The organism is Azospirillaceae bacterium, assembly GCA_028283825.1.
Classification (GTDB): Bacteria; Pseudomonadota; Alphaproteobacteria; order Azospirillales; family Azospirillaceae; genus Nitrospirillum.
The window spans coordinates 1,310,702-1,325,193 of record JAPWJW010000001.1 but is presented as its reverse complement, the minus strand read 5'-3'; the positions used below and the strand labels follow the sequence as shown (position 1 = coordinate 1,325,193).

Sequence of the window (14,492 nt, the reverse complement as noted above, 5' to 3'; positions counted from 1 at the left end):
ACGGCACGCCGGGCAGCGCCAAGGGCTGGCGCTGGTTCCTGCGCCACGGCCCGCCTGGGCTGTCGCTGCTGTCGCCCGACCGGCCGGGCTTCGGTCACAGCCCGCCGGCCGAGGCGCTGGTGGGGTTGAGGGCCCAGGCCGGGCGCCTGGCACCGCTGCTGTCGCTGAACCCCGCCAACCCGCCGGCCATCCTGGTGGGCCATTCCATGGGCGGCCCCGGTGGTGGCGCGCCTGGCGCTGGACCAGCCGGCGCGGGTGGCGGCCCTGGTGCTGGTGGCGACGTCCTTCGATCCGGGCCTGGAACACCAGCACCCCTTGCAGCCCTGGGCGGACCGGGAGCCCTGGCGCCGCCTGTTGCCCCGCCCCTTGCGCAACGCCAACCGCGAACTGCTGACCATAGCGCCGGAGTTGCGCGCGCTTGCCCGCGACCTGCCCCAGCTGCGCTGCCCCGTCGTCATCCTGCACGGCACCGCCGACCGGGAATCGCCCTATGGCAACGTCGATTACCTGCGCCGCCATTTGACCGGCGCCACGGTGGAGGTGCGGACGCTGGCGGGGGCCGGCCACTTCCTGCCCTGGACTCAACGCAAGGCGGTGCTGGCGGCCATCGACCGCGCCCGCGCGCTGTGCAGCGCGTGAGTTAGACCGGTGTCTTGTCCAGCACGCCGAAGGCCAGGCTGAGCAACAGGGCCGCGTTGATCAGCATCAGGGGCGGCGTCACCCAGGCGGCAAGGTCCGCGAACTGCCGCCCCACCGCCCGGCCGGCCACGGCCACCGTCAGCAGGCTGGGCACGGTGCCCAGTCCGAAGGCCACCAGCGCCAGGGCGCCCGCCGGGGCCGAGCCGCTGCCCACCGCCCCCGCCAGGGCGGCGTAGACCATGCCGCAGGGGATGAAGCCCAGCAGCACGCCCAGGAAATAACCGTTGAGACCGCGCGGATTGGCGAACAGGGGGCGCAGGGGCCGGGACAGCGCCCCCATCAGCCGCGCCGCCCCCCGGGTGGCCAGGCTGAACCGGCCGCTGGGCAGCCAGTGCACCAGGCGCGGCGCCATGCGCCCCAGCCCCGCCAACCCCTGGCGCAGGAACAGCAAGGCCGCGATGGCCAGGAAGGCCGCCAGCAGCCAGCGGTAGGCCGGCACCTGCACCATCAGGCCCGACAGCCCGCCGGCCACCGCGCCCAGTGCTGAATAGGTCGTCAGCCGGCCCAGATGATAGGGCAGCAGCAGGGCGCCGCCGGCCCGCACCAGGGACGGTCCCCCGTCCTTGCCCGCGCCGACCTGGGCCAGCACGAAGGGGCCGCACATGCCCACGCAATGGCCGAAGCCGCCCGTCAGCCCGGCCATGAACAGCGCCGCCATCAAGGCCGGCAGGCTGAGGGGGGAGGATTGCATCAGGGTCAGGTGGTCATGCATGGCGCGATGTCCGGCTGCGTTCACGCCCCATCCATAAACGATGTGCCGGCCGCATCACTTGATCCGGATCAGTTCCGTCCGAATTAGCTAAACGGCGGGCACCAGGCGATAGAGGCCGACGTCGATCAGGCCGGCGCGGAAGCCCGCTTCGCAATACGCCAGATAATAGTCCCATAATTGCCGAAAACGGGGCGGAAATCCCATGGCCTGGATGTCGTCCCAGGCGTCGTGGAAGCGACGGCGCCATTCCGCCAGGGTGCGGGCGTAGCTGTCGCCGAAGGTCATCGCCGACTGCACCCGCAGGCCGGCGGCCGCAGCCTCCTGCGCCAGGCGCGTGGGCGACGGCAGCATGCCGCCGGGAAAGACATGGCGCTGGATGAAGTCCACCTCGCGCCGATACCGGTCGAAGCGCGCCTCGTCGATGGTGATGACCTGCAGCACGGCGACGCCGTCGTGGGCCAGGCGCCCGCGCAGGGTGCGGAAATAGGCGGGCCAGTAACGCTCGCCCACCGCCTCCAGCATCTCGATGGAGACGATGCGGTCGTAAGTGCCTGTGATATCGCGATAATCCTGCAATCGTAAATCGGCCCGACCGCCCAGGTCGGCGTCGATCAGCCGATCCTGCGCCGCCGCCAGTTGGGCCGGCGACAAGGTCAGGCCGGTGACGTGGCAGCCTTGGCGCGCCATGCGCTCCGCCAACGCGCCCCAGCCGCAGCCGATCTCCAGCACCCGGTCGGCGCCGGCCAGGTCCAGCAGGTCTACGACACGGTCCAGCTTGGCCTCCTGCGCCGCCTCCAGCGTCTGGTCGGCACCGGTGTAAAGGGCGGAGGAATAACTCATGCCCCGGTCCAGCCAGCGGGCGTAGAAGGCGTTGCCCAGATCGTAGTGCGCCATGATGTTGCGCCGGCTGCCGCCCCGGGAATTGGGCCGCCGCCAGTGGAACAGGCGGTTGAGCAGACGGGCCGGCGCCAGGCCGGCCATGGCGTCGTCCAACGCGGCGATGTTGCGGGCCGCCAGTTCCAGCAGGGCCGGCAGGTCGGGGCTGGACCAGTCGCCATCGGCGTAGGCCTCCGCGAAGGCGATGTCGCCGCCGGTCACCATGCGGCCCAGCGCCCGCCAGCGGTGCAGCACCAGCGTGCCCGCCGGCCCCGGTTGCGCCGCCTGGTGCGACAGGGTGCGGCCGTCCGGCAGGATCACCGTCACCCGGCCCACCGCCAGCGCCGCCATCAGACGCGACAGCAAGGCGCCGGCCAAACCGGTGGCGGGGCGGGGCTGCGGCTCAAGGGCGGGCGCGTCGAGGGGCATGGCGGTGCGGATTCCTTAAAGGCGGGTTTCGGCGGGAGCGGAGCCCGGCACCGGGTCACCCAGGGTGTAGGCCCTGGCCGGCGGCGGTGGGCTACGGCGGAAGCCGACGCCCTTCAGCAACAGCCGCAGGGCCTCCCAATGGATGGCGGCCACGACCTTCAGCGTCAGCAGGGGGTGCGCCATCCAGGCGGACACCAGTTCCGTATCCGTCAGGGCGTGGCGGCGGCCGATGAAGCTGGCGGACAGCACCGCCGCCGCCCGGTCCGGCGCCCGCGCCTGGATGGCGACGGTCATGCCATCCCCTGGCGGCGCCACGCGAAAATCGTAACTCATGTCCATGTCGAGGAAGGGGGAGACATGGAACCGCTTGGCGCAGTGCTGGCGCAGCACCGCGTCCGGCGGCGTGCCGTCCGGCACCGGCACCACATAGCTGTGGCGCTGACCGAAGGTGTTGTTCACCTCATGCACCAGGGCGCACAGCATGCCGTCGCGGCGGTGGCAGAAATAGACGCTCAGCGGGTTGAACACGTGCCCCAGCACCCGGGGCATGCACCACAACCGGATGGAGCCGCCGTCATAGTCGACCCGGGCATCGGCCAGCAGCCGCGCGACCTGGTCACCCAGCGGCCGCCCCGATCCGTCGCCATGGTCGGCATCATGAAAGGACAGCAGGTTGAAACGGTTATGGGAGAAGCAGCGCAGGTGCCGATGCAGCGCCGGCACCTCATCCAGGTCCAGCAGCAGCGTCCACAGGCGATAACGCAGATGGTGGCGGCGCGGCCAGGTGCGATGGTGGACGACCGCCCCCCGGTAGATGGCGCTGCGCAAGCCGTCGGCCGTATCGTCCCGCCCAGCCCTGTCCCCACGGGGAATTTTCATGGCCCTGCCGTCCCGTTGACGCTTTCGACCCCTATACGACCCAAGGTGAATATCGGATCAGTCACGCGGGACGGGTGATCCGATCCAGCCGTGGTTCGTATAGGATGGCATGCATGACACCCTTCGCCCACGCCCCTTTGACAGACGCCACGCCGGCGCCCGCACGCCGGGCGCGCCGGGTGGTGCATGGTCTCTTGTCGGAACGGTTGTCGGGGCCGCGTCAGTGACGGTTGAGGGCACGGAACCTGGGCCGGCGGCGCGATTGGGGGTGACGGACATACACGCCCGGCACCTGCTGGCCATCGCCACCCAGGGTGACCGCGCCGCCTTCGCCGCCCTGTTCCGGCATTTCGCCCCCCGCATCAAAAGCTATCTGGCCGGCAGCGGCGTGCCGCCGATGGTGGCGGAGGAACTGGCGCAGGAGGCGATGCTGACCGTCTGGCGCAAGGCCGCCTTCTTCGACCCGGCCCGCGCCGCCGCCAGCACCTGGATCTTCACCATCGCCCGCAACCTGCGTGTCGATGCCCTGCGCCGCGATCGGGCCGGCGACAAGGCGGTGGCGCAGGAACCGCTGCTTCCCCCGGAACCGGAACAGGCCGACACCATCGTCGGTGCGGCCGAACTGGCGGGGCGTCTGCGCGCCACCCTGGACAGCCTGCCGCCAGACCAGTTGGCGGTGGTGCGCCTGTCCTTCTTCGAGGATGCGCCCCATCCCGATATCGCCCAGCGCCTGGGCATTCCGCTCGGCACCGTGAAGTCGCGCCTACGCCTGGCCATGAACCGTCTGCGCGGGCTGATCGACGATGTCTGACATGAGCCCCATCCATCAATTGCCCACCCATCATCCCGGCGGCGACCTGCTGGCGCGCCATGCCGCCGGCACGCTGGACGACGGCCCTGCCCTGGTCGTGGCCACGCACCTGGACTTCTGCCCCCTATGCCGCCGCCGGGCGCAAGGGCTGGAGGCGCTGGGCGGCGCCCTGCTGGACACCCTGCCCCCCGCCGCCATGGCGCCGGACGCGCTGGAGCGCACACTGGAGAAGCTGGCGGGGGAAACCGGCACCGCGTCCGTCCCGGATGCCGACCCCACGCTTCCCGCCACCCTGCGCCATCGGCACCTGGGCCCCTGGCGCCTGGTGGCGCCCGGCATCCGGGGCCGCGCCGTGCGGGTGGACCCCCGCCAGGGCTACAAGGTCATGCTGTTCCGGGTGAAACCGGGCATGGCCATCCCCCTGCACGGCCATCGCGGGTTGGAATACACCTGTGTCATCCAGGGCGCCTTCAGCGACAGCCTGGGCCGCTTCGGTCCCGGCGACATGGTGGAGCTGGACGCGGGCGTGGACCATGAACCCACCGTCGGCCGGCAGGACGGCGACTGCCTCTGCCTGATCGCCGTGCGCGGCCGCCTGCGCATCCACGGCCTGCTGGGCCGCCTGGTCCAGCCCCTGGTCGGGTTGTAGCGCCATGGGCATCGCGGCGCTGGGCATCATCGTCGCGGCGGCCTTGAGCGCCGCCATGGCGCTGGCCTGGGGCCTGCAACAGGCGACACGGGCATCGGGCTGGGTGGACACCTGCTGGTCCTTCGCCATGGGGTTGGGCGGGGTGGCGGTGGCCCTGGTCCCGCTGAATGGACAGGATGCCGCCAGCCCGCGCCAGGTGCTGGTGGGCACGCTGATCTTCCTGTGGTCGGCGCGGCTGGGAACGCACATCGCCTTGCGCACACGGGGCGCCGGCGATGATCCCCGCTATGCGCAGTTGACCCAGGACTGGGGTGCCGCGGCCCCCCGCCGCATGTTCTGGTTTCTGCAAGCCCAAGCCGTGGCGGCGGCCCTGCTGATGGTCCCCCTCTATCTCGCCGCCCGCAACCCGGCGCCCGGCCTGGGCATCCCGGATGTCCTGGGCACGCTGGTCCTGCTGGCCGCCGTGCTGGGCGAAGGGCTGGCGGATGCGCAACTGGCGCGGTTCCGCCGCACGGGCGGCCATGGCAAGGTCTGCGACACCGGCCTATGGCGCTGGTCGCGCCATCCCAACTATTTCTTCGAATGGCTGGGGTGGCTGGCCTATCCCTGCTTCGCCCTGGCGCCGGGTCCTGACGGCGTGTGGCCCTGGGGCTGGCTGGCGTTCGGCGGGCCGGCGATCATGTATTGGCTGCTGGTCCATGTCTCCGGCATCCCGCATCTGGAGGCGCACATGGCGCGGTCCCGGGGGGCGGCCTTCGCCGACTATCAACGGCGGACCAGCGCCTTCTTCCCCCTGCCGCCAAAGGGTTAGCTTCCCAAGGCCAGCACAATGGTCCTTGACCGGCGCCGGCGGCCATTCGATAGCTGGGGTGGACGATGGCGCGGGGGATGACAGGATGCGGTATCTGAAAAGTGCGGGCATGGCGCTGCTGGCAGGCCTGGCCCTGGCCGGCTGCGGCGGCGGGGATGAGACGGGCCCCGGCCCCGATCAGAAGCTGTTGCAGGCGGCCTGCGCGCTGACCCTGCACACCAGCCGCCCCACCGGCACCGACCTCATTTCCATGTACCGGCTTGAGGTACCGCTGACGCCGGTGGAAATCCGCCGGATTGAATCATCCGTGCTGATGGACGGACGCGACACCTATTACGTCCGCGCCAAGTTCAACGGCCAGGTTTGCTTCGGCGGCGATGTCACCGTGGTCACCGTCATGGACGGCAACAAGGTGCACCTGCATTACGAACTGGCGGACGTGGCGCCGCTGGCCATGGTGGGCAAGCCCGTCTACACCCGCGTCCTGCTGGACGACACCTTCGAATATACCCCGGGCCAGATCGTCAACCGCACATCCAACGGCCGGCCCTACAGCTTCCTGCTGAAATAGATCCAGCGGCCCGAAGTTTTGATTCGTGTCGCTGTAGGACGCGACGGCGTCCGCCGGAGCATTCCGGGGAGCCAGAGGCGGACTGGAAAGCGAGGATCAGCCAAGCCAGCGGATGCTGGCGCCCGGCGCCTGAGGGCGCATTTGAACGGCCCCGTTCAAATGCCGCGTATATGGCGCGCGGCCAGATAGCCCGCCCCCGCCGCGACGGCGGTCAGCGCCGTGCCCCAGGCCATGTCCAGCGCGGTGATGCCGGCCGTCCAGATGCGCAGGGTGGCATAGTTGGTCAAATCGTAGGTGGCATAGGTGAAGAAACCGAACAACGCGCCCTTCACCAGCGCCGGTCGCACCCGTCCGGATGCCTGCGCCAGGGCGGGCCGGATGCAGAAGAAGACGATGCCGGCCACGTCCAGCAGATAGAACAGCACCGCCGGCACCAGCCGCGCCTGCCCCGCCACCATGTCGCCCAGGGTGCCGCGATAGATGTCGGCCGTCAGGGTCAGCCACACCGCATCCAGGCCCAGGAACACCACCAGACTGGTGGCGTAGGCCGCGATGTTGGTGGCCAGGGGCCGTGTCAGGGATGCCATGTGCTCTCCTTCCGCCCGACCAGGGTGGGCCGCCCCCAGGCGTCCCGTCAAAAACAAAACGCCCCGGGGCCGGAACCACGGGGCGTTCGTCAATACGGGCAATCGATCCGGACGGATCAGCACCGGCCGTCAGCGGATCGGCGACCGGGTCAGGGTCTTGATGCGGCCGCGCGGGTTGCCGGACATGGCGGCGATCTCACGATCCTGCGCCTCGATGATGGCGCGGGCGGGTTCGTCGCCATCCAGGCCACCCAGTTCGGTCGAGGGCACCCGGCGGTTGGACGACCGGCTGCCGTCATCATACAGGACGTCGAACAGGACGAATTCGTTGACGGACTTGGATTTCGGCTTGCTGCTGCTGCGGCCCATGGGGACCTCCTCTTTCCTTAAGAACCATCACAACTGGAAAACTGGAAACGACCGAGGCGGCTCAGCGGCGACGGCGCGGGCCGTTGCGGCCCTCGCGCTGCTGCGGCTGCTGGTCATCGTTGGCATTCAGGGCCGCGACGAAGTCCGAGAACGGCGCGGAGCGGGCATCCCGCACCGGGCGCGGCGCATCGCTGCGCTGGCCTTCGGGCCGGGGCCCCTGCGGACGCGGGGCCTGGGGGCGCGGCGCCTGAGGACGGTCGCCCTGGGGACGCTCCCCCTGAGCCGGGCGGGGACCCTGGGGACGCGGCCCCTGCGGACGCGCCTGCTGCTGCCCCTGGGGACGGCCCTGACCCTGCCCTTGCGGGCGGTTGCCTTCGGTCCGCGCCGGACGCTGGCCCTGCGGCCGGGCATCCGCCGCCTGGCCGTCACCGGCGGGGCGGGCCTGCTGGGCGCGGGGCTGGCCACGGCCACCACGGCCCTGGGCCTGGCCACCATTGCCGCCACGGGACGGACGGGCACCGGCAGCCAACGGCGGGCGGGACACCGGGGCGGCGGCGGCCTGCGGCGTGGCGGCCGGACGCTCACCCACCGGGATGGCCTTGCGGATCAGCTTCTCGATGTCCTTCAGGAAGCCCTTTTCCTCGCCATCCGCGCACAGCGACACGGCAACGCCGGAGGCGCCGGCGCGGGCCGTGCGGCCGATGCGGTGGACATAGGTCTCAGGCTCGTTCGGCAGGTCGAAGTTCACCACGTGGGTGACGCCGTCCACGTCGATGCCGCGCGCCGCGATGTCGGTCGCGACCAGCACCCGCACGCTGCCGGCGCGGAAACCGTCCAGCGCCTTCTGCCGCGCGTTCTGTGACTTGTTGCCATGGATGGCCGCTGCCTCGATGCCCGCCTGCTCCAGCTGGGCCGAGACGCGGTTGGCGCCGTGCTTGGTGCGGGTGAAGACGATGCTGCGCTGCATGCCGGTGTCGCCGCGGATCAGGTCGACCAGCACATGGCGCTTTTCCGTGGCCGGCACGAAGATGACCTTCTGCTCAATCCGCTCGGCGGTGGTGGAGACGGGCGTCACCTCCACCCGCAGGGGGTTGCGCAGCATCTTGTTGGCCAGTTCCGACACGTCGGCCGGCATGGTGGCGGAGAAGAACAGCGTCTGCCGGGCCGCCGGCAGCTTGGCCATGATCTTCTTCAGGCTGTGGATGAAGCCCATGTCCAGCATGCGGTCGGCTTCGTCCAGCACGAGGACCTCGACCTTGTCCAGGCGCAAATGGCCCTGGGTCATCAGGTCCAGCAGGCGGCCGGGGGTGGCGACGATGATATCGACGCCGTTGGTCAGGGCCCGCACCTGGCTGCCCTGGCCGACGCCGCCCAGGATGACGGTGTGGGCCAGCTTCAGCCCGACGCCGTAGCTGGTGATGCTCTCGCCGATCTGCACCGCCAACTCACGGGTCGGGGTCAGGATCAGGGCGCGGGGCATGCGCAGCGGCAGGGCCGACGGCGCGGCCCCCAGGCGCTGCAGGATGGGCAGGGTGAAGGCCGCCGTCTTGCCGGTGCCGGTCTGGGCGATGCCCAGGACGTCGCGGCCCTCCAGCGCGTGCGGAATGGCACGGGCCTGGATGGGGGTGGCGGTGTGATGGCCCAATTGGGCCAGAGCGGCCTGAATCTCAGGCCGGAGCGAAAGCGTGTCGAAAGTGCTCAAAACAGGAATCCTAGGGCGTCGCGCCAGCCGTCTCTTTTGCGGCCGCGGTTCGCGGTGTGCCCTTGCCCGGGCGCGTGCCGGCAGGCGTGGTCCAAAGGGAGAAGCATGCCCAGGGGTGCTACAGGGACGGACAGAAAAAAGCCGCCACCGCTACGCGCCACCCACAGGGATACCGCCAGGCCCAGCGGCCCGGCACGGAAACGGACGGTATCGTCCATTCCTTAAGGCTGCATAAGTGGATGCTAGCGGTCACAGGCACAAGGGAAATCGCTTAAAGGGCCCCGTATTGCTGCCATGCCCGCGCGATCAGGGGCGTTGTCACGCAATCGACAAGGTCTTGCGCCATCGTGCTTTCCCCCAATAGGGCGAACACCCCATTTGCCAAGTGGCGCAATCCCCCGTAGAAGGGTGCGCGACGGTTTCCCAACCCGAAAGGGCGGGATGAAAAGGGAACGCGGTAATGGGGCGCTCAAACCCCGCAAAGCCGCGGCTGCCCCCGCAACTGTGAACGGTGAGCCCGACACCACCCCCGCCCTTCCAAGGCCCGGGGTAAAGCCACTGGACGGCCAGCACGCTGGTTTCCGGGAAGGCGGTGTCCCCAGGGCCGTGACCCGTGAGCCAGGAGACCTGCCGTCACGTCGTGGTCACGCACGGGCACATTGGGCGGGGTGCACCAATGGGGAATGACACCCGCCATCGGCCTTTGGGGAAACCAGGCTGTCGGCCGAGATGTCCGTTCTTTGGTCCGTGGTGACGTGTCACGTTGCCAAGAGGCCAACCAAGATGGGTCGTTTCGTTCCCGAAAGAATAACCACATCCCTTTTCCTGCTGATCACCCTGACACCCGCCGCCTATGCCGGCACGCCCGACGCCGATGCCGCGTCCACGGGCGATGAAGTGGTGGTCACCGCCGCCCGGCGCGACCTGATCGGCACGGCCACCACCTCCAGCCAGGGCGTGGTGGCGAAGGATGAGCTGGACCTGCTGCCGGCCTACCGCGTCGGCCAGATCCTGGAGACCGTGCCCGGCCTGGTGGTCACCAGCCACAGCGGCGAGGGCAAGGCCAACCAGTACCTGCTGCGCGGCTTCAACCTGGACCATGGCACCGACATGGCCCTGTCGGTGGACGGCATGCCGGTGAACATGCGCACCCATGCCCACGGTCAGGGCTACACCGACATGAATTTCATCATCCCGGAACTGGCCAGCGGCCTGGGCTACACCAAGGGACCCTACTTCGCGGCGCAGGGCGATTTCTCCGCCGTGGGATCGATCCAGATGGGCTACGCCAACGAGGTCGCAACCCAGACCGCCCTGACCGTGGGCACCATGGGATATGGGCGGATCTTCAGCGCCGGCACCACCGACCTGGGCGCCGGCCAACTGATGGCGGGGGGTGAGCTGGTGCACTACGACGGCCCCTGGACGCATCCCGACGACCTGAAGAAGGGCAACGCCGTATTGCGCTACAGCCAAGGGGGGAAGGACGACGGCTTCACCGTCACCGCCATGTATTACCGCGCCACCTGGAACGCCACGACGGACCAGCCCGAACGCGCCATCGCGGAAGGCCTGATCGGCCGGTACGGCACCCTGGACCCCACCGACGGCGGTAGCGCCCAGCGCATCGGCCTGTCCGGCACCTTCGCCACCCCGGTGGAGAAGGGCTGGCTGGCCGGCGGCGAGGTGACCGCCAACGCCTATGTGGTGAACAACCAGCTGACGCTGTGGAACGACTTCACCCATTACCTCGACAGCCCGGTGATGGGTGACCAGCACGCCCAGAACGAAAACCGCATGCTGACCGGCAGCGGCGTCGCCTACACCCTGCCCTTGACCGTCCTGGGCATCGACCACGAACTGACGACCGGCATGGACGTCCGCTATGACGACGTCCATGTCGACCTGCAGGCCACCAGGGCGCGCATCGCATGGGCCATGCTGACCAATGACAATGTGCGGGAGGCCGGCGGCGGCGCCTATCTTCAGGACACCAGCCGCTGGACATCCTGGCTGCGCACCGTCGTGGGCGTGCGCGAGGATTACCTGACCGCCACCGTCCACGGCACCAATGCCGGCGTCGTGGCCGCCAGCCTGTTCCAGCCCAAGGGCAGCGCCATCGCCACCCTGTGGGACGGGACGGAGTTCTACGTCAGCGCCGGCCGTGGCTTCCACAGTGATGACGCGCGCGGCGCCACCCAGGGTGCGGCCCCCCTGATCGCCAAGGCCAATGGGGAGGAGGTGGGCATCCGCAGCACCATCCTGCCCAACCTGACGGCCACCCTGACCGCCTTCCAGATGGATTTCGTCTCGGAACTGACCTACGACGCCGACGTGGGCCAGACCGAGGCCGGCCGGCCCAGCCGGCGGCGGGGGCTGGAACTGAACACGACCTACGCCCCCTGGTCCTGGCTGGAGTTCTACGGCAGCGTCGCCTTCAGCCACGCCCGCTATACCGACAGCGACCCGGCCGGCGACTTCATCCCCGACGCGCCCAAGTTCATCGGCTCGCTGGCCGTGTACCTCAAGGATCTGGGTTCATGGGGCGGGTCCGAGCCCTGGGCGGCCGGCACCTGGGCGGAAGGCCGCCTGTCCGGCGGGCTGGAGTTCCGCTACCTGGGCGCCCACCCGCTGATCGAGGACAACAGCGTCCAGTCCTCCGGCTATCATGAGTGGAACCTGACGCTGGATTACGGGCTTACCAATGGCCTGCGCTTGGGCGTCGGCGTCTACAACCTGTTCGACAGCAAGGATGACGCCGCCGATTATTATTACACCGACCGGCTCAAGGGCGAACCGGCCGATGGTGTCACCGACGTGCACATCCACCCACTGGAACCGCGCTCGTTCCGCTTCACCATCGCCCAGACGTTCTGACCGTTCACCACAGGTCGGCCAGCCCCTCACCCATTACCGGATCGGCGGGGAGCTGGTCTTCCGGCGCCACGACGGCCAGCGCCAGCTTGTGCCCACTGGGCAGGTCGCGGCACCAGAAGCGGCACCCCTGCCCCACCGCCAGCGACCCGTCGTGCCGCACCAGCGTCCAGTCCCCCGACGCGGCGGCCGGCAGGATGCTGAAGCTGTCGGTCGGCAGCGACAGGCCCATGCCCAGCGCCTTGATGTAAGCCTCCTTCAAGGTCCAGAAGGTCATCAGGTCGGGGCCGTCGCGGCCGCCAGGCCGCCCATCCAGCCAGGCCAGTTCATCGGCCGAAAACATGTGGGTGGCAATGTCCGCGCCTACGTCGCGGGCGCCATCCTCCACATCCAGGCCCACGCGGGCGCCCGGCGCCAGGGTGACGGCACAGGCCACCAGGCCATCGGTATGCGACAGGTTGAAGTCCAGCGCGGGCGGGGCATCGACCAGTCCAGGCTTGCCCTGCGGGGTGATGGGCGCGAACGACAGGGCGGCCGGGTCGCGGCCGGCCAGCCGGCCCAGCAGCAGGCGGGTCAGGCCGTGCGCCGCCACGAACTCCCGGCGGTTGCGTTCGAATACGAACCGCTCGGCCCGGGCCTGCTCCTCCCCATTCAGCAGCCGCCACAGCCGATCATAAACGGTGGCATCCACCTCAGCCAGGGAGAGGGTCCGCAAGACCAAGGGTGATACTTCGCGCATTCGACATGTCCTCAAGCGAATGCGTGTCAGATCAAAGCCTTGAAGGCCGCCTGTCAAGCGGGTCGGCCGACCAAGGCACTAGGCCCAATCCGGCAATAATCCGTGGTTGTCTAGACCACCCCAGCCAAATGTCTGGGGCGCCATCCCAAAATGGAAGCATGCAACCCTAAGATTGAGAAGAAGAATTACCCCGTTGACCTGCGTCACCATTGGTCCACTTCGATACAGGATAGCGCCTGATCACCAGATGATGGCGGGCAGGGCCCGGCATTATTCGGCACAGGCGGAGGTTGCATTGTCTGTTTTGGGAGAACGCCATGCGCAGCCGTCGTTTCATGCCCATTCTGATATCTCTGGCCGCCGTCTCGGCCGCCCTTCCGGCAATCGCCGCCAATGAATTCACCCCCGAATACAGCGTGGGCCCGGTGATCAGCACGCTGGGCCTGGGCCTTGAGGCGGGCGCGCGGCTGGATGACCTGTTCGGCCTGCGCATCAACGGCAACGGTTTCTCATTTTCCGCCAACCGCGATGTGCGCAACGTGCATTACGACGGCGACGCCACGCTGGAATCCTTCGGCGCGCTGGTCGACCTGCATCCCTTCCGCGATGGCTGGCGCCTCAGCGCCGGCATGCGCCTGAACCTGAACGAGGTCGACCTGAAGGGCACGCCCACCAACAGCACCTACACCATCCACGGCACCACCTACACCGCGACCGAGGTGGGCCAGTTGAACGGCAAGATCGCCTTCAACCGTTTCTCCCCCTATATCGGCGTCGGTTACGAGGGGGCGGTCAGCGACCATTGGCGCCTGGGCTTCGACCTGGGCGCCATGTACCACGGCACACCCCGCGTCTCCCTCGACGCCACCGGCCCCGTGACCTCCACCCCCAGCTTCAACCAGCAGCTGGAGGATGAACGCCAGGAATTGCGCGACGACGTGAAAGACTACAGCTGGTACCCCGTGGTGGGCGTCACGCTGAAGTATGCGTTCTGAACGAGTCTTTTGACGCGCTACCTGCTGGACTTATCACTCTTAGGAGCCGCTGGAGGTTTCACAGGGGGAGTCGGAATCTTTAACGTGGTGCTCGGCAAAACAGAGCCCCGAACATCGGGCCGATCCACGATTACTTTCTTGTCAATCGCCATCATCATCCCCATCTAGATTGAAAATACTCAGTTGCCATTTGATCAGATTTGTTAATGAGTGCTTTTATTTCGGGAAGAGTATTTTCACCAAATGATGAATTAACAGAAACCTTAATATCATTTTTCATATCGATATAGTATTTGTGTATGGAATCCTGAGAAACTCGCCCCTCTGTTATTTCATACCATCTATCCTCCGCCTTGAGAGCTATCACTTCCAAATCATACATCAATTTATACAGGGACTTTATTCTCTTTTTATATGGAAGATGCGGCTTAATCGCGGTTAAAACCTGAGAAAGGGCGATAATGACAGCCCAAAAAACATGATATTGGCTCCATATCGCCCAGCCACCTATGCTTCCAGATCCACAAACAGCAGCAAATATATCCAACCTTCTATCGATGGCCTCAGATCTTCTGCAATGCAAAGAGATGTAAGATACATTCCTTCTGACCTGAACAACCTCCAACCAATATCGAGCCTGAGTATTACTCAATTGTAGCGAGGAGGAAGGGTTTTCCGCATTCATTCTCTAGTGCCAACAACTAACATCACCCGTCAGTTGTATAGCGCGCACTCAAATCTGACAAGGGCGACCTCGAGCCCCCCGTCAAAATGTGACGGGCGCCGACC

General features: G+C 67.8%; 15 protein-coding genes and 1 riboswitch. Of the genes, 7 read left to right on the top strand and 8 right to left on the bottom strand.

Annotation, left to right across the window (positions count from 1 at the left end):
- Positions 1–219 precede the first annotated feature (219 nt).
- Entirely contained in the window at positions 220–639 is a 420-nt protein-coding gene (locus PW843_05360; protein MDE1146038.1) for an alpha/beta hydrolase, read from the top strand.
- Position 640: 1 nt separating this feature from the next.
- On the opposite strand, the gene PW843_05355 is transcribed toward PW843_05360, so the two are convergent.
- The 3 genes from PW843_05355 to PW843_05345 all read right to left on the bottom strand — a co-directional run bounded on the left by PW843_05355 (position 641) and on the right by PW843_05345 (position 3,595).
- The gene (locus tag PW843_05355; protein ID MDE1146037.1) at positions 641–1,411 is read right to left on the bottom strand and encodes a sulfite exporter TauE/SafE family protein; all 771 of its coding nucleotides are present in this window, start codon (positions 1,409–1,411) and stop codon (positions 641–643) included.
- A gap of 87 nt (positions 1,412–1,498) precedes the next feature.
- Positions 1,499–2,716: a cyclopropane-fatty-acyl-phospholipid synthase gene (locus PW843_05350; protein MDE1146036.1), complete on the bottom strand. Its 1,218-nt coding sequence runs from the start codon at positions 2,714–2,716 to the stop codon at positions 1,499–1,501.
- A gap of 15 nt (positions 2,717–2,731) precedes the next feature.
- The gene (locus PW843_05345; protein MDE1146035.1) at positions 2,732–3,595 is read right to left on the bottom strand and encodes a DUF1365 family protein; all 864 of its coding nucleotides are present in this window, start codon (positions 3,593–3,595) and stop codon (positions 2,732–2,734) included.
- 268 nt (positions 3,596–3,863) lie between these two features.
- Between PW843_05345 and PW843_05340 the strand changes: the two genes are divergently transcribed.
- The 4 genes from PW843_05340 (at position 3,864) to PW843_05325 (ending at position 6,437) form a co-directional block, all read left to right on the top strand.
- Positions 3,864–4,406 (top strand): sigma-70 family RNA polymerase sigma factor, encoded by a 543-nt coding sequence (locus tag PW843_05340; GenBank protein MDE1146034.1) that lies wholly within the window; start codon positions 3,864–3,866, stop codon positions 4,404–4,406.
- Between the two features lies 1 nt (position 4,407).
- Entirely contained in the window at positions 4,408–5,055 is a 648-nt protein-coding gene (locus PW843_05335) for a ChrR family anti-sigma-E factor (GenBank protein MDE1146033.1), read from the top strand.
- A gap of 4 nt (positions 5,056–5,059) precedes the next feature.
- A complete protein-coding gene (locus PW843_05330) occupies positions 5,060–5,866 on the top strand; it encodes a DUF1295 domain-containing protein (protein ID MDE1146032.1) in 807 nt (268 codons plus the stop codon).
- An 85-nt stretch (positions 5,867–5,951) separates the two neighbouring features.
- A complete protein-coding gene (locus tag PW843_05325; protein MDE1146031.1) occupies positions 5,952–6,437 on the top strand; it encodes a hypothetical protein in 486 nt (161 codons plus the stop codon).
- 155 nt (positions 6,438–6,592) lie between these two features.
- Here the strand turns inward: PW843_05325 and PW843_05320 are convergent, their stop codons facing one another.
- From PW843_05320 to PW843_05310, 3 genes are all read right to left on the bottom strand, one after another.
- Positions 6,593–7,024 (bottom strand): DUF2177 family protein, encoded by a 432-nt coding sequence (locus tag PW843_05320; protein ID MDE1146030.1) that lies wholly within the window; start codon positions 7,022–7,024, stop codon positions 6,593–6,595.
- A gap of 129 nt (positions 7,025–7,153) precedes the next feature.
- Positions 7,154–7,393 carry a hypothetical protein gene (locus tag PW843_05315; GenBank protein ID MDE1146029.1) on the bottom strand — a complete coding sequence of 80 codons (240 nt, stop codon included), beginning with the start codon at positions 7,391–7,393 and terminating at the stop codon, positions 7,154–7,156.
- Between the two features lie 61 nt (positions 7,394–7,454).
- Positions 7,455–9,095 (bottom strand): DEAD/DEAH box helicase, encoded by a 1,641-nt coding sequence (locus PW843_05310; GenBank protein ID MDE1146028.1) that lies wholly within the window; start codon positions 9,093–9,095, stop codon positions 7,455–7,457.
- 399 nt (positions 9,096–9,494) lie between these two features.
- Positions 9,495–9,745, top strand: a riboswitch (cobalamin riboswitch).
- A 133-nt stretch (positions 9,746–9,878) separates the two neighbouring features.
- On the opposite strand from PW843_05310, the gene PW843_05305 reads away from it, so the two are divergent.
- Positions 9,879–11,972 carry a TonB-dependent receptor gene (locus PW843_05305; protein ID MDE1146027.1) on the top strand — a complete coding sequence of 698 codons (2,094 nt, stop codon included), beginning with the start codon at positions 9,879–9,881 and terminating at the stop codon, positions 11,970–11,972.
- Between the two features lie 4 nt (positions 11,973–11,976).
- Here the strand turns inward: PW843_05305 and PW843_05300 are convergent, their stop codons facing one another.
- A complete protein-coding gene (locus PW843_05300; GenBank protein ID MDE1146026.1) occupies positions 11,977–12,708 on the bottom strand; it encodes a 4'-phosphopantetheinyl transferase superfamily protein in 732 nt (243 codons plus the stop codon).
- Between the two features lie 317 nt (positions 12,709–13,025).
- Between PW843_05300 and PW843_05295 the strand changes: the two genes are divergently transcribed.
- Positions 13,026–13,703 (top strand): hypothetical protein, encoded by a 678-nt coding sequence (locus tag PW843_05295; protein MDE1146025.1) that lies wholly within the window; start codon positions 13,026–13,028, stop codon positions 13,701–13,703.
- Positions 13,704–13,857: 154 nt separating this feature from the next.
- Here PW843_05295 and PW843_05290 read toward each other — a convergent pair whose 3' ends face one another.
- On the bottom strand, positions 13,858–14,388 hold the full coding sequence (locus tag PW843_05290) for a hypothetical protein (GenBank protein ID MDE1146024.1): 531 nt from the start codon (positions 14,386–14,388) through the stop codon (positions 13,858–13,860).
- Positions 14,389–14,492 lie beyond the last annotated feature (104 nt).